The organism is Roseateles chitinivorans (genome assembly GCF_002761755.1).
In the GTDB taxonomy this organism is placed as follows: Bacteria; Pseudomonadota; Gammaproteobacteria; order Burkholderiales; family Burkholderiaceae_C; genus Roseateles; species Roseateles chitinivorans.
On the sequence record NZ_PEOG01000088.1, the window covers coordinates 1 to 20384 of the forward strand.

The 20384-nt window shown below is 72.3% G+C and carries 19 protein-coding genes and 2 pseudogenes; 12 read left to right on the top strand and 9 right to left on the bottom strand.

The window, feature by feature from the left end:
• Window positions 1–940: efflux RND transporter periplasmic adaptor subunit (locus CS062_RS22370; RefSeq protein WP_199174322.1), on the top strand; the 940-nt coding region annotated here is incomplete at its 5' end.
• A 7-nt stretch (window positions 941–947) separates the two neighbouring features.
• Complete coding sequence (locus tag CS062_RS22375; RefSeq protein ID WP_099863811.1) at window positions 948–4031, top strand: efflux RND transporter permease subunit; 3084 nt, start codon at window positions 948–950, stop codon at window positions 4029–4031.
• Window positions 4032–4166: 135 nt separating this feature from the next.
• On the opposite strand, the gene CS062_RS22380 is transcribed toward CS062_RS22375, so the two are convergent.
• From CS062_RS22380 to CS062_RS22390, 3 genes are all read right to left on the bottom strand, one after another.
• Window positions 4167–4565 (bottom strand): hypothetical protein, encoded by a 399-nt coding sequence (locus tag CS062_RS22380; RefSeq protein ID WP_099863813.1) that lies wholly within the window; start codon window positions 4563–4565, stop codon window positions 4167–4169.
• Between the two features lie 92 nt (window positions 4566–4657).
• Window positions 4658–5407 (bottom strand): 5,6-dimethylbenzimidazole synthase, encoded by a 750-nt coding sequence (bluB, locus tag CS062_RS22385; RefSeq protein WP_099863840.1) that lies wholly within the window; start codon window positions 5405–5407, stop codon window positions 4658–4660.
• Between the two features lie 44 nt (window positions 5408–5451).
• Window positions 5452–6252: a bestrophin-like domain gene (locus tag CS062_RS22390; RefSeq protein WP_099863815.1), complete on the bottom strand. Its 801-nt coding sequence runs from the start codon at window positions 6250–6252 to the stop codon at window positions 5452–5454.
• A 290-nt stretch (window positions 6253–6542) separates the two neighbouring features.
• Here CS062_RS22390 and CS062_RS26380 point away from each other — a divergent pair, with 290 nt between their 5' ends.
• On the top strand, window positions 6543–6872 hold the full coding sequence (locus CS062_RS26380) for a DUF4148 domain-containing protein (protein WP_099863816.1): 330 nt from the start codon (window positions 6543–6545) through the stop codon (window positions 6870–6872).
• 190 nt (window positions 6873–7062) lie between these two features.
• On the opposite strand, the gene CS062_RS22400 is transcribed toward CS062_RS26380, so the two are convergent.
• On the bottom strand, window positions 7063–7992 hold the full coding sequence (locus CS062_RS22400; RefSeq protein WP_099863818.1) for a LysR family transcriptional regulator: 930 nt from the start codon (window positions 7990–7992) through the stop codon (window positions 7063–7065).
• A 114-nt stretch (window positions 7993–8106) separates the two neighbouring features.
• Here CS062_RS22400 and CS062_RS22405 point away from each other — a divergent pair, with 114 nt between their 5' ends.
• On the top strand, window positions 8107–8853 hold the full coding sequence (locus CS062_RS22405; protein WP_099863820.1) for an SDR family oxidoreductase: 747 nt from the start codon (window positions 8107–8109) through the stop codon (window positions 8851–8853).
• Between the two features lie 15 nt (window positions 8854–8868).
• Here CS062_RS22405 and CS062_RS25980 read toward each other — a convergent pair whose 3' ends face one another.
• Window positions 8869–9174 (bottom strand): YMGG-like glycine zipper-containing protein, encoded by a 306-nt coding sequence (locus CS062_RS25980; protein ID WP_233218212.1) that lies wholly within the window; start codon window positions 9172–9174, stop codon window positions 8869–8871.
• A gap of 193 nt (window positions 9175–9367) precedes the next feature.
• On the opposite strand from CS062_RS25980, the gene CS062_RS22415 reads away from it, so the two are divergent.
• Complete coding sequence (locus tag CS062_RS22415; protein WP_099863822.1) at window positions 9368–9688, top strand: plasmid stabilization protein; 321 nt, start codon at window positions 9368–9370, stop codon at window positions 9686–9688.
• A 9-nt stretch (window positions 9689–9697) separates the two neighbouring features.
• Here CS062_RS22415 and CS062_RS22420 read toward each other — a convergent pair whose 3' ends face one another.
• Window positions 9698–9997, bottom strand: coding sequence for a hypothetical protein (locus CS062_RS22420; protein WP_143742456.1), 300 nt, complete (start codon window positions 9995–9997; stop codon window positions 9698–9700).
• A 541-nt stretch (window positions 9998–10538) separates the two neighbouring features.
• On the opposite strand from CS062_RS22420, the pseudogene CS062_RS22425 reads away from it, so the two are divergent.
• From CS062_RS22425 to CS062_RS22460, 7 genes and pseudogenes are all read left to right on the top strand, one after another.
• A pseudogene (locus CS062_RS22425) lies at window positions 10539–11369 on the top strand (quaternary amine ABC transporter ATP-binding protein); the annotation flags it as partial.
• Window positions 11370–11398: 29 nt separating this feature from the next.
• A complete protein-coding gene (proX, locus tag CS062_RS27450) occupies window positions 11399–13543 on the top strand; it encodes a glycine betaine/L-proline ABC transporter substrate-binding protein ProX (RefSeq protein ID WP_199174323.1) in 2145 nt (714 codons plus the stop codon).
• Between the two features lie 231 nt (window positions 13544–13774).
• Window positions 13775–14680: a DUF2272 domain-containing protein gene (locus tag CS062_RS22440; RefSeq protein ID WP_099863826.1), complete on the top strand. Its 906-nt coding sequence runs from the start codon at window positions 13775–13777 to the stop codon at window positions 14678–14680.
• Window positions 14677–15288 (top strand): hypothetical protein, encoded by a 612-nt coding sequence (locus tag CS062_RS22445; RefSeq protein ID WP_099863827.1) that lies wholly within the window; start codon window positions 14677–14679, stop codon window positions 15286–15288. The genes CS062_RS22440 and CS062_RS22445 overlap by 4 nt, the downstream gene beginning before the upstream one ends.
• A 149-nt stretch (window positions 15289–15437) precedes the next feature.
• Entirely contained in the window at window positions 15438–16379 is a 942-nt protein-coding gene (locus CS062_RS22450; protein WP_099863828.1) for a sensor histidine kinase, read from the top strand.
• 80 nt (window positions 16380–16459) lie between these two features.
• The gene (locus CS062_RS22455; protein ID WP_099863830.1) at window positions 16460–17146 is read left to right on the top strand and encodes a response regulator; all 687 of its coding nucleotides are present in this window, start codon (window positions 16460–16462) and stop codon (window positions 17144–17146) included.
• Window positions 17137–17967 carry a bestrophin-like domain gene (locus CS062_RS22460; RefSeq protein ID WP_099863832.1) on the top strand — a complete coding sequence of 277 codons (831 nt, stop codon included), beginning with the start codon at window positions 17137–17139 and terminating at the stop codon, window positions 17965–17967. Before CS062_RS22455 ends, CS062_RS22460 begins: the two co-directional genes overlap by 10 nt.
• Before the next feature lie 127 nt (window positions 17968–18094).
• On the opposite strand, the gene CS062_RS22465 is transcribed toward CS062_RS22460, so the two are convergent.
• The 3 genes and pseudogenes from CS062_RS22465 to CS062_RS27455 all read right to left on the bottom strand — a co-directional run.
• A complete protein-coding gene (locus CS062_RS22465) occupies window positions 18095–18571 on the bottom strand; it encodes a hypothetical protein (protein WP_099863833.1) in 477 nt (158 codons plus the stop codon).
• The gene (locus CS062_RS22470; protein ID WP_158238897.1) at window positions 18568–20037 is read right to left on the bottom strand and encodes a hypothetical protein; all 1470 of its coding nucleotides are present in this window, start codon (window positions 20035–20037) and stop codon (window positions 18568–18570) included. The genes CS062_RS22465 and CS062_RS22470 overlap by 4 nt, the downstream gene beginning before the upstream one ends.
• 221 nt (window positions 20038–20258) lie before the next feature.
• A pseudogene (locus tag CS062_RS27455) lies at window positions 20259–20384 on the bottom strand (ABC transporter ATP-binding protein); the annotation flags it as partial.

The window sequence follows — 20384 nt, forward strand, 5'->3', positions numbered from 1 at the left end:
CGCCAACGGCAACCTGATGGCCTGGCAGGAGGCGCTGATCGGCTCCGAGGCCAACGGCCTGCGCCTGACCGAGGTGAAGGCCGACGTCGGCGACACGGTGCGCCGCGGCCAGGTGCTCGCCACCTTCGCCGCCGACACGGTCGAGGCCGAACTGGCGCAGCGCCGCGCCGAGGTCGCGCAGGCCGAGGTCGCGCTGGCGGAGGCGACGGCCAATGCGCGCCGAGGCCGCGCACTGCAGGAGAGCGGCGCGATGTCGACGCAGCAGATCCAGCAGTACGTCGCCGCCGAGCGGGGCGCGCAGGCGCGGCTCGAGGCCGCGCGCGCGGTCGAGGCCGGACAGGCGCTGCGCCTGCGGCAGACCCGGCTGCTGGCACCCGACGACGGCATCGTCTCCGCCCGGACGGCGACGGTGGGCTCGGTCGTGCCGGCCGGCCAGGAACTGTTCCGCATGATCCGCGGCGGCCGGCTCGAATGGCGCGCCGAGATCGCCGCCGCCGACCTCGCCCGGGTGCGGCCCGGCCAGCGGGTCCGCGTCATGCTGGTGAGCGGCGAGTCGCTCGAAGGCCGGGTGCGCGTCGTCGCGCCGGCGGTCGACACCTCGACCCGCAACGGCCTGGTGTACGTCGATCTGCCGCGCCATCCCGCCGCCCGCGCCGGCACCTATGCCCAGGGCGAGTTCGAGCTCGGCGACAGCACCGCCATGACGCTGCCGCGCGCCGCGGTGCAGGTGCGCGACGGCCTGCACCACGTGATGCGGATCGGCGCCGGCGACCGCGTCGCACCGGTCCGCGTGCGGGTCGGCCGCCAGGTCGCCGATCTCGTCGAGATCCTGGACGGCCTCGCGCGCACCGACCGCGTTGTCGCATCGGGCGCCGCCTTCCTCGGCGACAACGACCTGGTCCGCGTCGTCGAAGCCGCCCCCCATGCCCCGACCCGCTGAGCTGCCCATGTCCATCAATGTCTCCTCGTGGTCGATCCGCAATCCCTCGCCCGCGATCCTGCTGTTCGTGCTGCTCAGCGTGCTGGGCCTGATGGCGTTCTCTCGCCTGTCGGTGCAGAACTTCCCGGACGTCGACGTGCCCCGGGTGTCGGTGTCGGCGGCGCTGCCGGGCGCCTCGCCGTCCCAGATGGAGACCGAGGTCGCGCGCCGGATCGAGAACGCGCTGGCGACGGTCCAGGGCGTGCGGCACATCACCACCACGCTGACCGACGGCAGCGCCGAGATCGGCATCGAGTTCCGCCTGGACAAGCCGAGCGACCAGGCGCTCGACGATGTGCGCGACGCCGTCTCGCGGGTGCGGGCCGACCTGCCCACCGAGCTGCGCGACCCGGTGATCAGGAAGGTCGAGGTGGTCGGCTCGCCGATCCTCACCTACACCGTCGCGGCGGACCGGGCGGACGCCGAGGCGCTGTCCTGGACCATCGACAACGAGGTGACCAAGGCGCTGCTGGCGGTCCCCGGGGTCGGCGCCGTGCAGCGCGTCGGCGGGCTGGAGCGCGAAGTCCGCGTCGAACTCGATCCGCGGCGCCTGCTGGCGCTGAACACCACCGCCGCGGAGATCTCCCGGCAGCTGCGCCAGGTGCAGCAGGAAGCCTCGGGGGGCCGCGTGAACCTGGGCGGCACCGAGCAGTCGGTGCGCACGATCGCCACGGTGCGGACGGCCGAGGAGGTCGGCGCGATCGAACTGGCGCTGGGCGACGGCCGGCGTCTGCGCATCGATCAGGTGGCGACGGTGCGCGACACCGTCGCCGAGCCGCGCGCGGCGGCGCTGCGCGACGGCCGGCCGGTGGTCGGCTTCGAGATCGTGCGCGCCCGCGGCCATGGCGAGATCGAGGTGGCCGCAGGCGTGCGGCGCGCGGTGGCGACGCTGCAGGCGGCGCGACCCGACCTGCGCTTCGTCGAGACCATCGACTTCACCGAGCCGATCGTCGAGAACTACGACGGTTCGATGCGGCTGCTGTACGAGGGCGCGGCGCTGGCGGTGCTGGTGGTCTTCCTGTTCCTGCGCGACTGGCGCGCGACCTTCGTGGCCGCCGTGGCCCTGCCGTTGTCGGTGATCCCGACCTTCGCGCTGATGCAGGCGATGGGCTTCACCCTCAACACGGTGACGCTGCTGTCGCTGTCCCTGGTCGTGGGCGTGCTGGTCGACGACGCGATCGTCGAGATCGAGAACATCGAGCGCCACCTGCTGATGGGCAAGACGCCCTACCAGGCGGCGATGGAGGCGGCCGACGAGATCGGGCTGGCGGTCATCGCCACCACGATGACGCTGGTCGCGGTCTTCCTGCCCACGGCCTTCATGAGCGGCACGGTGGGCAAGTTCTTCGTCCAGTTCGGCTGGACGGCCGCGGGCGCGGTGCTGTTCTCGCTGCTGGTGGCGCGCCTGCTCACGCCGATGATGGCCGCCTACCTGCTGCGCCCGCCCCGGCGGGCCGGTCCGACCGAGCCCGCCTGGGTCCGCCACTACCTGCGCGGCGCCCGCTGGTGCCTGCGTCACCGCGGCCTCACCGTGGCGGCCGCGGTGCTGTTCCTGGCCGGTGGCCTCGGGCTGGCCACGGTGCTGCCCAGCACCTTCATCCCGCCCGATGACAACGCGCAGACCCAGGTCACCCTCACCCTGCCGCCGGGCAGTCGACTCGCGACGACCGTCACGATGGCGGAACGCGCACGCGCGCTGCTCGAGGGCCACCGCCACGTCCATGGCGTGTTCACCACCATCGGCGCGACCAGCGCCGGTGGCGACTCCCCGGGGGACGACGGCGGATCGGCGGCGAACGTGCGCACCGCCGTGCTGACGCTGCAGCTCACCCATCGGGCCGACCGCGAGGCCGGCCTCAAGCAGCAGGCGATCGAGGCCGAGCTGCGCGAGCGCCTGGCCGTGCTGCCCGGCGTGCGGGTGAAGGTCGGCCAGGACGGCTCCGGCGCCAGCTACCAGTTGACGCTGGCCGGCGAGGACGACGTGCTGCTGGAACGGCACGCGGCGCAGGTCGAGCGGGAACTGCGCACCCTGCCCGGATTGGGCGCGGTGACCTCGACCGCCAGCGTGGTGCGCCCCGAGCTGCGGGTGCGACCCGACTTCGCCCGTGCCGGCGACCTGGGCGTGACCTCGGCCGCGATCGCGGAGACGCTGCGCGTGGCCACGATGGGCGACTACGCGCAGGAGCTCGCCAAGCTGAACCTCGGCGAGCGGCAGGTGCCGGTCGTCGTGCGCTTGTCCGACGCGGCACGCGAGGACCTGGACATGCTGCGCCGGCTGCCGGTGCCCGGCGCGCGCGGCGCGGTGGCCCTCGAACACGTGGCCGTGCTGGAGCCCGGGAGCGGTCCGGCGGAGATCCTGCGCCAGGACCGGATGCGCACCGTCCGGCTGGAGGTGGAGGCCAACGGCCGGCCGCTCGGCGAGATCGAGGAGGCGGCCCTGGCGCTGCCCAGCCTCGCCCAGTTGCCGCGCGGCGTGACGCTGGGCGCGCTGGGCGATGCCGAGGACATGGAGGAACTGACCGGCGGCTTCGGCACCGCGATGCTGACCGGCGTGCTGTGCATCTACATGGTGCTGGCGCTGCTGCTGAAGGACTTCGCCCAGCCGCTGACCGTCCTGGTCGCGCTGGTGCTGTCGGTGCCGGGCGCCTTCCTGGCGCTGTTCCTGGCGGGCTCGACGCTGTCGATGCCGTCGATGATCGGCTTGATCATGCTGATGGGCGTGGCCACGAAGAACGCGATCCTGCTGGTCGACTACGTGGTGATCGCGCGCCGCGCGATCGGCCTGGACCGCGCCGCGGCGCTGCTCGACGCCTGCCGCAAGCGCGCCCGCCCCATCGTCATGACCACGATCGCCATGGGCGCCGGCATGCTGCCGGTGGCGCTGGGTTATGTCGGCGATCCCAGCTTCCGGGTGCCGATGGCGGTCGTGGTCATCGGCGGTCTCATCACCTCCACCGTGCTCAGCCTGCTGGTGGTGCCGGTGGTCTACAGCCTCGTCGACGACGTCGTCGAAGCGCTGAGACGGCGGTTGCGGGCGACGCATGACGCATGACGCATGACGCATCACGCCTCATGCGATCACCTCCCGGCCTGGTTCAGGGCGCGGGCGGCTCCGTCCTCTCCGGCGGCGTCGGCTGGCGCGGCGTCCTCGGAGACGCCCCCGCCTGCCCGGGGCTTGCCCTCGCCTTCAGCCAGGCGCGACCGTCCCCACCGCCTTGAGCGCCGCGATGGCCGCGGCATGGGCATGCACCAGTGGCGGCGACTGGTCGAAGCGCTGCGCATAGCGCTGCTTGAACGGATCGACGCTGTCGCGGTCCAGGCCGAGCAGGTCGCGTGCGCGCTGCGCCACGGCCCGCGGCGTGGCGGCCGCATCGGCAGCGCCGTCGATGGCCTCGTCCAGCATGGTGATCAGCCGGCTCAGCGGCTCGAGCCAGCGCATGTCCTCGCTGAAGGCCATGACCTGCAGGAACTCCCCTGCGCTCTGCGGGCCATGGCGCTTCTCGAAGTCGCCCCGCTCCAGGTCGACCAGCGCGCGGTGAAGGTCGAGCAGCGCGCGGCGCAGTTGCTGGCAGGTATCAGTCGTCATGGGGCCGTCCAGTCATGGGAAAGGTGCGAGCGTACCGGGGGCCGCGCCGACGCGCCTGTCCCGTTTGGCAGAAAGGTGGGGATGCCGCCGCTTCAGGGCGCCGGCGGCTCCATCAGCATGTCCCGCAAGGGACGCGCATGGCGCCAGCCGGTGGCCTCGAGCATCGGCTGCTCGTAGAAGTCGGGAACCGGGCCGAGGCACAGCAGGCCCAGTGGCTCCGCGCCCTCGGGCAGGGCCAGCGCCTGGCGCAGCGCGACGGGATCGAACATCGAGACCCAGCCCAGGCCCAGGTGCTCGGCGCGCGCGGCGAGCCACAGGTTCTGGACCGCGCAGGCCGCGGAGCACCAGGCCATCTCGCGCGGCAGACTCAGGCGGCCGAAGACGGTGCCGTCGTCCGGCGCCAGGACGATGGCCAGCAGTTCGGCGCAGTCCCGCAGGCCCTCGACCTTCAACCGCAGGAACTCCGCGCCGCGCTCGCCGAGCACCTCCGCCGTGCGCCGGCGCTCCGCCTCGACGATCGGCAACAGGCGCTCGCGCCAGGCCGGCGTGCTCAGGCGCATGAATCGCCACGGCTGCATCAGGCCGACCGACGGCGCGGCGTGCGCCGCCTGCAGCAGGCGCTCGAGCTGCGCGTCGGGCAAGGGACCGGACGGCGTGAAGTGCCGCATGTCGCGACGCAGGGCGATCGCGCGATAGACGGCAGCGCGCTCGGCCTCGTCGAAGCGATGTTGCGGGTCGGGCGCGGCGGTCGAGGTCGGCGATGAAGTCGCCACCGAAGTCCCGGAGGACGTCGCGGAGGAGGTCGAGGGACGCGGCGAATCGGGGGAGGACGGCGATGTCATGCCGCGATTGTCGGCCGGCGCCGATGCGATGGCGCCCAGGCGAATCACCGCGGCCCCTGGTCCCAGGTCTCCATGCCCGACAGCGTCCGTTCATAGGGCCGCGGGCTGATGCTCAGGTCGCCGACGAAGGGGCGGTCCATCTGGGCGATGAAGAAGAACACCAGTCCAGTCGAGAAGGACAGGAAGATCACCGCGGCCCGGTTGAACCCGGTGGCCGGCAGCACCAGCAGCGGCATCAACGACATGACGCCGCCCGCGATCACGACGAACCAGAGCGACGCCGGCACCGTCGACTCGCTGGCGCTGACCCGCTCACGCCGGAACTTCAGCATCTCGTTGGTGCGGGCCCAGATCTCGTGCAGCAGCGCCTCCTGGGCCGCGCTGCCCGGCTCGATGCGCTGCACCGCGCGGAAGATCCGGTTGACGTGCAGACCGCCGCCGGCCGCGCCGGTGCCACCAGGCGTGCCCTGCATGTCCTTCCACTCCTCGTCGAGGATGGACCGCGTGTACGCGCGGACCCGCTCGCGCGCCTCGAGCGCCGGCGGCGTGCCCATCACGGCCAGGTCGCGGGACAGCGCGCTCAAGGTCACCGCCTCGTTGCTGACCGCGGAGTCGGCGCTGCGGAACGACTCCCACACGGACACCGCGCAGAAGGCCAGCAGCAGCGAGTTCAGCGTGGCCACCAGCGCCAGCAGGGTCAGGGCCAGGCCCTTGTCGGTGTCATCGAAGCGCGGCTTCCACAGGCGGTGCACCAGTTCGAAGCTGGCGAGCGCCGGGATGATCCAGCTGGCGAGCAGCAAGGATCCGAACTGCCAGACCGGCAGGTGATAGAGCCACAGCGGCATGGTGTCCCTCGCGAAGGGTGGTGAGGGCCTCCAGCGTAGGAATGCCGCGCGCCCGCGGCCATCGGCAATCGGCGGAACCGGTGGGGACAAATGACGGAGGCAGGCGGCGCCGGCATGGGACGCGCTGCACCCGGCGCGCGGCGCGATTGTTGCGCCATGCACAACGGCGCATTTCGAAGTCCGCCATTTATGCGGTCCGGGGCTCTGCCTACTCTTCGTCCATCGGCAAACGCAGCCGCGAACCGAAAGACGAAACCCCCGATCCACCGCTCTCCTCGAAGGACACCCTCATGAATGCCAAGACCCTGATCGCCTCCGCCCTGATCGCCCTGTCGACCGCCGCCGTGCCGGCCTTCGCGCAGAGCTACAGCCACCTGGACCCCATCACCCCGAGCCAGAAGAGCCGCGCCGAAGTGCTGGCCGACCTGGAGATCTACCGTGAGTCCGGCCTCGCCGCGGTCGACCGCACCGAGGACTTCACGCTGAACGCCGGTCAACGCGCCCAGGCCGAGGCCCGCTACGCGGCGCTGAAGGCCTCGCCCAAGTACGCCGAGCTGGTGCAGCGTTTCGCGGCCAAGGAAGCCAAGGGCGCCGCCACCGACGGCGTGGCCGCCCGCTGATCCCCCGGCCGCGACGATCGGCGGCCACCGGCAGGCCAGTGCCCTGCTGTCGCCCCCGATCGATCGCTTGATCGCCCTTCACGACGCCCGGCCCTGGCCGGGCGTTCCGCTTGAGAAGGGACGCCGGTGATCGACGGGTCCCCTCCTCGCTGGAGGCTACCGCCGATGATCGACGGGCGCCGCATCGCCCTCAGCCGGCCGCGAAGCGCTCGCCATGACCCCGGGCGCGGAATTCCGCGATGACGTGGTCGACGAACACCCGCACCTTCGCGGGCAGCAGCTTGCGGCTGGTGTAGTAAATGGACAGCGGCCGCGAATCCGCGGACCAGTCCGGCAGCACGCGGACCAGCTCGCCCCGCTCCAGCAGCGGCAGGGCATGCGGCCGCGGCAGCATGGCGATGCCCATGCCGCTGGCCGCCGCACGGGCCAGCGCCTCGGGATCGTCCAGCACCATCACCGGCCGCACGCTGGCCACGACCTCCTCGCCCTCCCGGCTCTTCAAGGCCCAGGGCAGCAGCCGCCCCGAGCTCAGCGAGCGGCGCAGCAAACCGCGATGACGCGCGAGTTCCGACGGATGAGTCGGCGCGGGATGCGCCGCCAGGTAAGCCGGCGAGGCCACCAGCACGATGCGTAGCCGCGCCAGCTCGCGGGCGATCAGGGCATCGGTCAACTCGATGCCGCCACCGATCGCCACGTCGAAGCCCTCGGCGACGAGGTCGACCTGGCGGTTGTCGAAATGCAGGTCGGGCACCACGTCCGGATAACGGCGGACGAAGCTCTCCATCATCGGCACGAAGTACTCGCGACCGACCGTGTAGGCCAGCGCGACCTTCAGCGTGCCGGCCGGCTTGCCGGCGCCTTGCCGCAGGTCGGTCAGCGCATCGCCGATCTCCGCCCAGGGCAGCCGGACCTGGCCATACAGGCGCTCGCCGTCGGTCGTCAGGGCCAATCGTCGCGTGCTGCGCTGGAACAGGCGCACCCCCAGACGGGCCTCGAACTGAGCCACGCTCTTGCTGACGGCCGCCGGCGTCAGCCCCAGACGGCGGGCGGCGGCGGAAAGGCTGCCGTCGTCCGCGGCGGCGATGAAGGCATCGAGGTGGCTCCGGAGTTCGGTGGACATGGGCGGGATTCGATAGAAGCGGTTGAAGCTGAACGACGCCTTTCAAGACTACCGGAGTCAGGTCTCAGCGACCAGACTTCATTCATCCCAACCCGCTATCGAAAGGACAACGCCATGAACACCACTCCCCTGACCGGCAAGGTCGCCTTCATCCACGGTGGATCGCGCGGCATCGGCGCCGCTTCGGCGCGCCGGCTGGCGCGCGAGGGCGCGACGGTCGCCATCGGTTATGCGTCCTCGGCCATCGCGGCCGAGGCCCTGGCGGAAGAAATCAAGGCTGCTGGCGGGCAAGCGATCGCCATCAAGGCGGACGCCATCGACGCGCAGGCCCTGACAGCCGCGATCGACGGCGTCGCCGAGCGCTTCGGTCGCCTGGACATCCTGGTCAACAGCGCCGGCGTCCTGCACGTCGGGCCGACGGAGCAGTTCTCGCTGGCGGACTTCGACCGCACCCTCGCGGTCAATGTGCGCTCGGTGTTCGTCGCGTCGCAGGCGGCCGCCCGGCACATGCGCGAAGGCGGCCGGATCATCAACATCGGCAGCACCAACGCGCAGCGCGTGCCTTTCACCGGCGGCGCGGCATACGCGATGAGCAAGTCCGCCCTGATCGGCCTGGTCAAGGGCATGGCGCGCGACCTGGGCCCGCGGGGCATCACGGTCAACAACGTGGCGCCGGGGCCGGTCGATACCGACATGAACCCCGCCGACACCGACTTCGGCGCGGGCCTGCATGGCCTGATGGCCGTGCCGCGTCACGCCAAGGCCGATGAGATCGCCGCGATGGTCGCCTACCTGGCCGGGCCTGAAGCCGGATTCGTCACCGGCGCCGACCTGCTGATCGACGGCGGCTTCGCCGCCTGAGGCCGAGGGGCCGGATCAACGCACCGCATGGCGCCGGCCGTCCTCGTCCACCCAGTAGCGGCCGCCCTTGCCATCGGAATAGACCTGACGTTCCCGGCCGTCGACGACCAGTCGCCCGATGATCGCGCCGGCGACCGCGCCGACCGCCGCGCCCGTCAGCGCGTTGCCGCCGGTCGCTGCGCCGATGACGGCGCCGCCGACGGCGCCCACTGCGGCGTTGCGTGCGTCGTCATGACGCTGCTGTCGGTCCGAGGCGCAACCGACGCCCATGGCCGCGCAGGCGATGACCAGCGCGGCGGTGCGGAAGGGGGAGGTGTTCATGAGAGGTCTCCTGAAGAATGAGCTTCGCCCACCCTCCCCGGCGACGAGACGAGCGCCTCATCGCGCGACGGAGGGCGGCGCACGATTGATGCATCGCTCCAGGAGCGGCAAGTGGCATGCCCTGCGGGCAAGCGACGCGAGCGCGGCGGTACGGGGATTGCCGGATCGATGCATCCCACTTCAGGAGACCGCCATGCCTCGCGGAGACAAATCCTCGTACACCGACAAGCAGAAGCGTCAGGCCGAGCACATCGAGAGCGGCTACGAGCACCGTGGCGTACCCAAGGACGAAGCCGAACGGCGCGCCTGGGCCACGGTCAACAAGGAAACCGGTGGCGGCAAGAAGTCGGGCTCGGGCCGCGGACACGCCGAGAACCACGAGCCCTCACGCAAGGGCGGCCGCCTCGGCGGCAAGGCCGCGGCGAGCCGCACGGCGGCGGAGCGCTCGGCCTCCGCCAAGAAGGCCGCGGCGACGCGCAAGCGCAATGCGGCGGCGCGCGCGGCCCATCATTGAGAGCGAGGGTCAGCGGTCCTCGCGCGAGGAACCGCTGTCCTCGCTCCGGTCATCGCGCGACGCCTGGTTGCGCTGACTGCCCGGCGACTGCTGGCCGGACGACGCCTGCGACCGCTGGTTCAATTGCCCTTGCTGGCCGCCGGACTGGCTCTGCTGCGACTGCTGGCGTTGGCCTTGCGAGCCGCCGCCCTGCTGCCCGCCGGGCTGGTTCTGCTGCCCCGACTGCCCTTGCTGTCCCTGCTGATGCTGCTGCTGGCTGGAACCGCCTTGAGGCTGCTGCGATGACTTCGTGTTGGGTTGCTGGGCCATGGTGATCTCCATGTTGAGCACGCCGGCAACTTCGCCGGCCCCTTGAACGGGCAATGGCCATGCCGGCGCGGGCACGCGAAATGTGCGCAGACCCGCCCGGACGAAGGCCGTCGGGTTGACTTCAATCATTCCGAAAAGTTATGATTTCGCCTTCTTTGTCGGTCAATTACATCTTTTGACCACCCTCGCGCGGCCCGCGGAGCCTGTTCTCCCGTCGCGATGCAGGTTCGCCGCCGGGTCCGCCCCGGCATCTCCGGCCGGTCTTCCGGCCCCACTGCCACGCCAGGTTCGACCGGGCGGCGCCCCTCGACCAGGCCCGCCGTCCGTCACCGAGTCTCCAGCGGGCACTGGCCTCGCCTTCGCTCTCCGCCGTGCCCGACTGGCAGCCCTTGAGGCCCGCCGGGGCCGCCGCGTGCATCGTCCGGCTCCCCTCCTCGGCTGAATGGCGTGACCGCCGCCGTGCCTGCGCGAGCGCGTCCTTCGCGACCGCTCCGAGGCCGGCGTCCCGTCCACCCGCAGCATGCGAAAGGAGTCATGGCACATGGCCAAGGGCATTCACATCGATCACGTCTTCAAGGTCTTCGGCGACCGTCCGGCGCAGGCGCTCGCGCTGGTGCGCGAAGGCCTCGACAAGCAGGAGATCCTCGCCCGCACGGGCCAGTCCATCGGCGTCTTCGACGCTAGCTTCGATATCCGCGCCGGCGAGATCTTCGTCGTGATGGGCCTGTCGGGCTCGGGCAAGTCCACGCTGGTGCGGCTGCTCAATCGCCTGATCGAGCCGACCGCCGGACGCATCGTCATCGACGGCGACGACATCAACGCCTACTCCGACGCCCAGCTGCGCGCGCTGCGCCGCAAGGACTTCGGCATGGTGTTCCAGTCCTTCGCGCTGATGCCCCACATGACCGTGCGCGACAACACCGCCTTCGGGCTGGAGCTGGCCGGCGTCGGCCGCCGTGAGCGGCTGCGCCAGGCGGACCAGGCGCTCGAGCAGGTGGGCCTGGCGGGCTGGGGCGACAAGTACCCCGACGAACTCTCCGGCGGCATGCAGCAGCGCGTCGGGCTGGCGCGGGCACTGGCCTCCGATCCGGCCATCCTGCTGATGGACGAGGCCTTCTCGGCGCTCGATCCGATCATCCGCGCCGAGATGCAGGCCGAGCTGCTGCGGCTGCAGCAGGTGCGGCGCCGCACGATCGTGTTCATCTCGCACGACCTGGACGAGGCGATGCGCATTGGCGACCGGATCGCGATCATGAAGGACGGCCATGTGGTGCAGGTCGGCACGCCCGAGGAGATCCAGCGCGATCCTGCCGACGGCTTCGTCCGCAGCTTCCTCAGCGCCGGCCGGCGCAGCGAGGACTCCGCCCCTGTCGCCGCCCGCCTGAACTGAGGACACCACCGATGAACGACACGATCCGACCGGTCGAGCTGGCCTCGTCCGACGCCGCCACGACGGCGATGCAGCTGACCCCGCCGATGCCGGCCACCCCGCCCGTGGTCGACCCGTGGGAAGCGATGGCCACCGCGCCCGATCCCTCCGCCGCGAGCGCCTGGCTCGACGCGCCCGCGCAGGCCGGCCATGCCGCGATGGCCGCAGCCGGCCACGGCGCCGCGCCGGCCGATGCCGCCGGCTTCCACCTCCAGCAGCTGTGGGACGGCTCGCTGCCGATCGCCGCCTGGATCAACGGCGGCCTGGGCTGGGCCGTCGAGCAGGCGCGGCCCTTCTTCCAATCGGCGCGAGCGCCCATCGACGCGACCTTGGGCGGTGTGCAGTCCCTGCTGACCGGGCTGCCGGCGCTGCCGTCGATCGGCGTGCTGGGGCTGCTGGCCTGGCAGTTCGCCGGCGCGCGCATCGCGATTGGCACGACGCTGTCGCTGCTGATCGTGGCGATGCTGGGCATCTGGCCGGAGGCGATGGTGACGCTGTCGCTGGTGCTGACCTCGCTGGTCTTCTGCGTGCTGATCGGCTTGCCGCTGGGCGTCCTGCTGGCCGGCAGCGAACGCGCCCAGCGCTGGATGCGTCCGCTGCTGGATGCGATGCAGACCACGCCGGCCTTCGTCTACCTGGTGCCGGTGGTGATGCTGTTCGGCATCGGCGACGTGCCGGGCGTGATCGTGACCATCGTCTTCGCGATCGCGCCGCTGGCGCGGCTCACCAGCCTGGGCCTGCGCCAGGTGCGCCCCGACCTGATCGAGGCCGCGCGCGCCTACGGCGCGTCCCCGTGGCAGATGCTGATGAACGTGCGGCTGCCACTGGCGATGCCGTCCATCCTCGCGGGCATCAACCAGGCGCTGATGCTGTCGCTGTCGATGGTGGTGATCGCGTCGATGATCGCGGTCGGTGGACTGGGGCAGATGGTGCTGCGCGGCATCGGCCGCCTGGACATGGGCCTGGCGACGATCGGCGGGGTGGGCATCGTGCTGCTGGCGATCACGCTGGACCGCCTCACGCAGGCGATCGGCCGCCCGCGTCGCGGCCATGCCCGTTGGTGGCGCACCGGTCCGGTCGGCTTGCTGCTGCGGCCGATGCGTCCCGCGCTCGCGACCGGCCTGCGCGCGGCGACCGCGCTGCTGGTGATGCTGGGCCTGGCGCCGCAGGTGCGCGCCGAGGACATTGCCGCCGCCCCGTCCCTGCCGGGCCAGGGCGTGACGGTGCAGCCGCTGAAGAGTTCGCTCGCCGAGGAGGCCTTCCAGACGCTGCTGGTGTCGCGCGCGCTGGAGCGGCTGGGCTTCACCGTGCGGCCGATGAAGGACCTCGAGCCCGCCACCGAGCACCTGGCCCTCGCCAACGGCGACGCCACCTTCATGGCCAACCACTGGCGGCAGCTCCATGAGGACTTCTACCGCAACAGCGGCGGCGACGCGAAGCTGGTGCGCGCCGGCACTTATGCGTCGGGCGCGGTGCAGGGCTACCTCATCGATCGCAAGACGGCCGAGGAGCACGGCATCACCCGCCTCGACCAGCTGAAGGACCCGGCGATCGCCCGGCTCTTCGATGCCGACGGCGACGGCAAGGCGGACCTGACCGGCTGCAACCCCGGCTGGGGCTGCGAGCTGGCGATCGAGCATCACCTCGATGCCTACGGGCTGCGCGGCAGCGTCACCCATCGGCAGGGCAGCTACGCCGCGCTGATGGCCGACACGATCGCGCGCTTCAAGGCGGGCAAGCCGGTCCTGTACTACACCTGGACGCCCTACTGGGTCAGCGCCGTGCTGCGGCCAGGACGCGACGTGGTGTGGCTGCAGGTGCCGTTCTCGGCCTCGGTCGACGGCGCCGACACGCGCCTGGCCAACGGTCGGAACTACGGCTTCGAGGCCGACGAGGAGCAGATCGTCGCGAACCGCGCCTTCGTCGAGCGCCATCCGGCGGCTGGCCGGCTCTTCGCCGCGATGCGGCTGCCGATCGCCGACATCAACGCGCAGAACCTGCGCATGAGCGAGGGCGCCGACACGCCGCGGGACATCGAGCGCCACGTCGACGGCTGGATCCGCGAGCACCAGGGGACCTTTGACGGGTGGATCGAGGCGGCGCGGGCGGCGCCGTGATGCGACCCTGATGCGGCGCGCGGCTGGCGTCCTTCAGACCGGCTGGACAGGCCGACTCGACAGACCCGCTCGACAGGCCGGCTTGACAGGCCGTGGCGACGGTGACAGCGACGGAGGAGCGGAACCTCCGACATTCCTCCCCGCAAGCTCAGCCCCGCACCGATGCCGCGATAGCGGCCGCGCCATGACGATCAGCGCTCCACGTCCGCCATTGCGGACGCAGGAGCCCGCATGTCCCCGCGCATCCCCCGGATCCCCGACCGCTCCGCCTCTCAGGTTCGCCCTGACCGATCCGGTATCGCCGGCCTGGCGCTGCGGTTCCTGATCGCGCTCTGCGTCGCGGTCCTGCCCGGCTGTGCCACCCTGCAACAACCGCCGGCCTCGCCGTGGCCGGCCACCGATCCCGCGCCGGTCTATGCCGTCGAGGACGCCCGCCCGGTGCCCGGCTTGGGCGGCGAGACCGCGCCCGATCCCACCGCGACCGAGCGCCTGCTGGCCTTGGCGCTGCAGGAATGGCAGCTCTGGGGCCGGGGCCGCTGGGACGCCGCCACCAACCTCACCGAACGCCGCCTCGACGAGCCACGCGGCCTGGAGGCCGAGCCCTACCTCCATGCCCGGGTGCTGCTGTACTGGCTCGGCGTCAAGGGCGGCGACTTCCCGATCCAGCGCACTCGCCACGAGGACGGCTCGCTGCGCCCCTGGAGCGCCGTGTTCATCTCCTGGCTGATGCGTGGCGCCGGCTTCGGCGAGCGCCAGTTCGAGGCGGGCGAGCTGCACTGGCAGTACATCCGCGCGGCGCTGGACAACGGCGCCCGCGCCGGCTTCGAGGCCCGGGATGCCGCCCTCACCGTCCCTCGCCCGGGCGATGTGATCTGCGCGCCGCGCGACGCGACGCCAGAAGCGCCGGCAGGCTTCGTCCAGTGGAGCGCCCTTGCCCGCCCGCTGCGCGCCCGGCCCTGGCCCTGGCATTGCGACCTGGTCGTGCAGGTGGACGGCAGCGAGCTGGGCGCCATCGGCGGCAATGTCAGCGACAGCGTGACCTGGACCCGCACGCCGCTGGACGCCGCCGGCCGGCTGGTGCCGACGCCCGAGCGGCCCTGGACCATCGTGCTGCGGCACAAGGGCGCGCCGCCATGAGCACCGCCATGGAAGGCCCCGCGCCGCGCGGTCGGCGAGCCGCGGTGCTCGGTTTCTGGCAGGGGACGGTCGGCGTGGCCACCGGGCTCAGCGTCATCGCCGGCGTCCTGATCTCGGTGACCCAGCTGGTCGAATGGGTCGACGACAGCAAGCGCGCCAACCTGACCGGGCGACTGCAGTCGCTGCAGCATGTGGCCCATCTGCTCGAGCGCGACGAGCGCATCCGGCTGCGCGCCCGCGCGTTCCTCAAGGAGCGGCTGCCGGAGATCCTGCCGCGCCTGGACGAACTGATCCGGCGGGCCGGCTCCGGCGAGGACCTCTACCTGAGCCAGGACATGGAGGACTACGCCGCCGTCCACTTCCATTACGAGCAGCTCGGCGCGCTGGTGAAGCTCGAATACATCGAGTTCCCGCTGGTCTACGAGGTCATTCCCTTCCCCGACGACTACCTGGCGGCGGTCGAGCCGCTGCGCCAGGCGCTGGCGGATCACTGGAAAGGCCCGGGGCGGCCGCTGCCGGATCTGGGCGCCAACATCGTCTATCTGAAGCGTTGTTACGCGTTCAGCCGCGCCCATCCGGACCGGATGGCGCGATGCCCGCCGCCCTGAGCGGCCGCGCCCGACGCCCCGCGACGGTCCGGCGGCCTCCGGAAGGTTTCCGGAAGGTCCCGATCCCCGGTCCTGCCTACCGTTGCGGCACCGATCCCCGGATCGCCCTTCCGACACGACCACGCCGACATGGCGCACAGGGAGCTCGCATGAATCTCACCCCGTACCGTTCCGCCCAGCCGCCGGATTCGCCGCCGGCAGGCCGGCCGCGGCAAACCGGCCTGCCCGCCCGGCTGGCCGCCGCGCACCGGCTGCAGCGCCTCACCCGGCTGCAGACGACACTCGCCGAAGCCCATGCCGACGCCGAGCGCCGCGAGCGCGAACGCATGGCGCAGGTGCTGCACGACCAGATCGGCGGCCTGATCGTCCGCCTGCGCCTGGCCCTCGGCGACTGGCGCAGGACTCAAGCGGACGGCCTCGGCGCCGATGGGGGCTCCGGCTCCGGCTCCGGCTCCGGCTCCGGCTCCGGCTCCAGCTCCAGCTCCAGCTCCAGCTCCAGCTCCGGCTCCGGCGCGGGCGCGGGCGCGGGCTCGGGCTCCAACGCTGGCACCGCCCCGGGCCTCCGTGGTCGCGACGCCGCAGGCGAGGACGACCCGTCGACGCGCTTCGGCGACCTGCTCGGCGAGTTGTCGCAGACCGTGCGCAGGCTGGCCTTCGCGCTGGCGCCGCCGGAATGGCACCACGACCTGCCGACGGCCCTGGAGGCCGTGGCGGTGGAACTGGGCCTGCGCGGCACCCTGGAAGTCCGCATCGACGCTGATGCGCTGGCGGCGGGCGACACGCCCGAGATCCCGGATGCGCAGCGCGCCGCCGCCTGCCGCATCGTGCGCGAGCTCTGCCTGAACGTGCAGAAGCACGCCCGAGCCACGCGCGTCGAGATCACGCCCAAGGTCGAGCAGGGCTGGCTGAGCGTGCGCGTACGGGATGACGGCCGCGGCCTGCCCGATTGGCGCGAGGCGGCCGATGGCCACGGGCTTGGTCTGGGCGGCGCTCGCGCGCAGCTGCAGGCGATGGGCGGCGCGCTGGTGCTGCGTTCCGAGCCTGGCCGCGGCACCTGCGCGACGTTGCTGCTGCCGCTTTCGTCCGAGTGAAACGTCCGCGGCGCGCTGCTGCGCCGCCCGCTTCCCTGCCCTGCCCGTCCGCGCTTTCCCCTTTCACCGAGGAGACTCCCATGCCCTTGCACATCGTCCTGGCCGATGACCACCAACTCGTGCGCGAAGGCCTGCGCGCGCTCCTGTCCCGCGATGCGGGGCTGGACGTCGTCGGCCTGGCGGAGGATGGCGCCGCCGCCGTCAAGCTGGTGCGCCAACTGCAGCCCGACCTGCTGATCACCGACATCGCGATGCCCGGCCTCAACGGCCTGGAAGCCACGCGCCGCGTGCGGGCGCAGCATGCGGCGGTGCAGGTGATCTGCCTGTCGATGCATGGCGACCAGCGCAGCGTGGTCACCGCGCTGCAGGCCGGCGCTTCCGGCTATGTGCTCAAGGACGCGTCCAGCGAGGAACTGCTGCGCGCGGTGCGCGACGTGGCCGCCGGACGGATCTACCTCAGCCCCGGCCTGATGGGCGGCCTGGTCGACGAGATCCGCACGCGCCAGCGTCTGCCCGACGGGGCCGCACCCGTGTCCGCCGGTCCCGCGCTGACCGCGCGCGAGCGCGAGATCGCCCAGCTCTTCGCCGAGGACCTGAGCACGCAGGAGATCGCCGACCGCCTCAAGCTCAGCGCGAAGACGGTCGCCACCCACCGCGAGAACGTCACCCGCAAGCTGGGCGTGCGCGGCGTCGCCGGCATCACCCGCTATGCCCTCGGCGAGGGCCTGAGCGACGGCGCAGCACAAGGGGCCGGGTCATGCCGCTGATCGTCTACGAGCTGCCGAACTGGGCGCTGGGCGGCGCGCTGATGCTGGCCTGGGTGACGATCGGTCTGGGCGCGCAGGCGCTGTTCCCGCGCCGCTGGCGGGAGCGGGCCACCGAGACCGACCGCCATGTCGCGCTCGCGTCGCTGGGCGTGATCGCGACGATCAACTCGCTGCTGCTGGCCTTCTCGGCGGTGTCGGTCTGGGACTCCTTCAGCGCGGCCGAGCAGGCGGTCGACCGGGAGGCCACCGCGATGGCGCAGCTGGCGCGCTCGCTCGCGGTCTACGGCACGCCCGAATCGCGCTTGGCGCGCGAGCGGCTGCGCGGCTACGGCCGCAGCGTGATCGGCAAGGAATGGGTCGCGATGCAGCAGGACCAAGCCAGCCTGCCGACGCTGGATGCCTTCGACGACCTCTACCGCACGCTGGGCGACCTGCATCCCGAGGCGGCGTCGGACGGCGCACTGCTCGCGCAGATGTGGACCCAGGCCAACGACCTGCTGACCCAGCGCCGTGCGCGGCTGGTGGCGGCCGAGGGCAAGGTGCCCGCGACGCTCTGGGCGGTGGTGCTGGTCAGCTCGCTGCTGACGCTGGCGCCGGTGGCGGTGCTGTCGGTCACCGCCTGTACCCGCGGCGCGCTCGTGGTACTGGCGCTGGCGCTGGGCCTGGTCTTCCATGTCGTCGCGGCGATGGACCGACCGTTCCTCGGCGCCGAGCGGGTCACCGCGGCGCCGATCGAGAACGCGCTGGCCAACATGCAGCGCTGGGACACCCGTTGGATGGCCGACGCCGCGCCGCGACCCAGCACCCCGCGGCTGCGCTGAGGGTCGCCGCGCCGGCGGATCTCGCCACGCCGCGCGGTCGAACCGATGACATCGACGCCCGACCGCTGATGCCCGCCTCGACGGACGCCGCAACTGCCGGATCGCGTCCAAGGCGTTGCGTGATCGGTCAGTCGTCGCTGCTGCTGCCGTTGCGGATTTCCGGGTCGGTGGTCGCGATCAGGTCATGGGCACCGCCAGTCGCCGGGCGGCGGAACACCAGCACCACGCCGCGCCGCGTACCCAGGCCGACCGGGATGGTGAGGGACGTAGCGCCGCCTTCCTCGGTGGCGAGGAAGGTGTTGGGCAGCGCGCATGTCTTGTCCAGCGTCTTGGCCACCGCCGCGAACAGCAGCGCCGAATCGTCCAGTGCGCTGTCTCCGAGTTGTGAGACCGCGTGGGCTTTCAGACTGTCGGGCAACTGCACGAACTTGATCGCGTTCGTGAAGCGGGTGTCTAGCGGGTGCTCGGCCGGCACGCGCCACCCGTTGGCGTCGAAGTACGCACACTTCAGCACGGAGCCCGCCGACCCGATCAAGGGGACGACGAAGTAGGCCGTTGACTCCTCGGCCGCGGCGCGCGCGGCGATGGCAGTGAGGTCGTTCATGAGGGTCTCCTTCCTTTCGCGGAGGTGGTTGGGAAATCGACGAGCAGGGCCGCATGGGCCGGGACATAGCCGTGCGCCGTCAGCCGCTGGGTCCAGCCGTCGTCCGGCGTCCCGGGGGTCGCGCAGGCGCGCAAGGCCAGCCAGGCCTCGAGCACCAGCCCGGCCTGTCCGGCGTCGACCGCCGGCTGGATCTGGTCGCGTTGTCGCGCGCACTGCGCGCGGTCGGGTGCCCCGCCGGCCGCGTCGGCCCGCAGGCCCAGCAGCGCCCGGCGCGCCTGCAGTTCGTGGTTCTGCCAGTGCCGCGGCCGCAGGCGCAGCAGCGTCGCCATCGCCTCTTCCGTGGCCGCCAGCCGCGCCCGCACGGCGGCCCAGTCGCCGGCACGCGCGGCAGTCTCGACCTCGGCGAGCGCCACCCGCATGCCGGCCTCGCGCCGCAGGAAGTCCCGCGCGGGATCGCTGCCGGCGGTGGCCGGCTCGCCGGCCAGCTGATGCCGCAAGGCCGCCAGCGCCACATCGACGGACTGGCCGGCGTCCAGGCGCGCCAGCAGCAGGCTGCCCTCGGCATGCAGGCGGTCGGCCCGCCAGTAGCGGTTCTCAGGATCGTGCCGCTCGGCCTGGCGCAGCCGGGCGACGCCCTCGGCCATCGTCGCCGCCGCTTCGCCGAACCGGCCCGCGGCGCGCAGCGCCTCCGCGCGGCGCAGCTCCAGCGTGCCGAGGTCGCGCAGGCGCAGTTGCTCGTCGGGATGGGCGGCCGCCTGCGCCAGGCGCTCGGCCCGCGCCGCGTCGAGCGCCGACAGCGCCTCGATCGGTCGCCCTCGCACATGGGCCACCAGGCCGAGCCAGGTCCGCGAGGTGGCGACGCCATCGCGCGTGTCGGCGTCGGCGGGCATGCGCGCCAGCGCCTCGAGCTTGAGCGCGAGCGAGGCCTGGAACCAGCGCTCCGCGTCCTGCCAGGCCCCGCGCCGGAATGCGATCGAGCCGAGGCTGTTGAGCGCGTAGCCCAGTTCCACCTGGGCGGCGGTGTCCTCCGGCGCCTGCTGCCGCCAGCGCTCGCTGGCCAGACGGTAGCGGTCCATCGCCCGCGCCGCCGCGTCGAAGTCGCCGGCGTCGAAGGCGATCTGGCCCAGCCAGAACGAGGCCGCGCCGAAGGTGCGGTAGTAGTCGGCGGCGCTGACACCCGGCACGCGCTCCAGCGGCTCCAAGGGCGCCAACAGGCGCAGCGCCGCGTTCAGCGCATCGACGGCGATGTCGGTGCGGCCCTTGCCGCGGCTGCTGTTGACCTCGCCGATCACCACCAGCGCCTTCGCGCGACCCAGCGTATCGGCGCCATTCGCGCCGGCCGCCGGACTCGCCTCGGTCTCGCCGCCCTCGGTCGGACCGAGCAACCGCAGGCCCTGCTCACCGATGCGCCCCAGCAGGTCCAGCTTGCCGATCGGCCGCAGGCCGTCCGCCAGCTCGCCCAGCATGAAGGACGCGAGTTGACGGCTCTGGCGCTCGCGCTCCGCCGCGACGCCGGCCTGCCTCGCATAACCGATCGCCGCCACGCCCGCGACCACGGCCAGCAGAAAGGCCCCCGCGCTGGCCGCGCCGAGCCCCCAGCGCCGCAACCGCAGCCGGCGCTGCGAACGCGCGATGAAGTCGCGCGCCTCGTCGTCCAGCAGCCCGGGCGCGTCGGCCAGGATGCGCGCAGCGGTCCAGAGCGTCGTGCCGAGGCACGCTGCGCCGGCGTCAGCCCCTGCGCATTCAGCTCCGCCCGCACACGTCCCGGATGCGGCGACAGCACCAGCACCCGATGCCCGACGATCAAGGCCTC

Excerpts from the sequence above, each read along its gene's own strand:
- CS062_RS22375 (WP_099863811.1), top strand. The coding sequence starts at position 948 with ATGTCCATCAATGTCTCCTCGTGGTCGATCCGCAATCCCTCGCCCGCG.
- CS062_RS22380 (WP_099863813.1), bottom strand. The coding sequence starts at position 4,565 with ATGACGACTGATACCTGCCAGCAACTGCGCCGCGCGCTGCTCGACCTT.
- bluB (WP_099863840.1), bottom strand. The coding sequence starts at position 5,407 with ATGACATCGCCGTCCTCCCCCGATTCGCCGCGTCCCTCGACCTCCTCC.
- CS062_RS22390 (WP_099863815.1), bottom strand. The coding sequence starts at position 6,252 with ATGCCGCTGTGGCTCTATCACCTGCCGGTCTGGCAGTTCGGATCCTTG.
- CS062_RS26380 (WP_099863816.1), top strand. The coding sequence starts at position 6,543 with ATGAATGCCAAGACCCTGATCGCCTCCGCCCTGATCGCCCTGTCGACC.
- CS062_RS22400 (WP_099863818.1), bottom strand. The coding sequence starts at position 7,992 with ATGTCCACCGAACTCCGGAGCCACCTCGATGCCTTCATCGCCGCCGCG.
- CS062_RS22405 (WP_099863820.1), top strand. The coding sequence starts at position 8,107 with ATGAACACCACTCCCCTGACCGGCAAGGTCGCCTTCATCCACGGTGGA.
- CS062_RS25980 (WP_233218212.1), bottom strand. The coding sequence starts at position 9,174 with ATGAACACCTCCCCCTTCCGCACCGCCGCGCTGGTCATCGCCTGCGCG.
- CS062_RS22415 (WP_099863822.1), top strand. The coding sequence starts at position 9,368 with ATGCCTCGCGGAGACAAATCCTCGTACACCGACAAGCAGAAGCGTCAG.
- CS062_RS22420 (WP_143742456.1), bottom strand. The coding sequence starts at position 9,997 with ATGGCCCAGCAACCCAACACGAAGTCATCGCAGCAGCCTCAAGGCGGT.
- proX (WP_199174323.1), top strand. The coding sequence starts at position 11,399 with ATGAACGACACGATCCGACCGGTCGAGCTGGCCTCGTCCGACGCCGCC.
- CS062_RS22440 (WP_099863826.1), top strand. The coding sequence starts at position 13,775 with ATGTCCCCGCGCATCCCCCGGATCCCCGACCGCTCCGCCTCTCAGGTT.
- CS062_RS22445 (WP_099863827.1), top strand. The coding sequence starts at position 14,677 with ATGAGCACCGCCATGGAAGGCCCCGCGCCGCGCGGTCGGCGAGCCGCG.
- CS062_RS22450 (WP_099863828.1), top strand. The coding sequence starts at position 15,438 with ATGAATCTCACCCCGTACCGTTCCGCCCAGCCGCCGGATTCGCCGCCG.
- CS062_RS22455 (WP_099863830.1), top strand. The coding sequence starts at position 16,460 with ATGCCCTTGCACATCGTCCTGGCCGATGACCACCAACTCGTGCGCGAA.
- CS062_RS22460 (WP_099863832.1), top strand. The coding sequence starts at position 17,137 with ATGCCGCTGATCGTCTACGAGCTGCCGAACTGGGCGCTGGGCGGCGCG.
- CS062_RS22465 (WP_099863833.1), bottom strand. The coding sequence starts at position 18,571 with ATGAACGACCTCACTGCCATCGCCGCGCGCGCCGCGGCCGAGGAGTCA.
- CS062_RS22470 (WP_158238897.1), bottom strand. The coding sequence starts at position 20,037 with ATGCTGGGCGAGCTGGCGGACGGCCTGCGGCCGATCGGCAAGCTGGAC.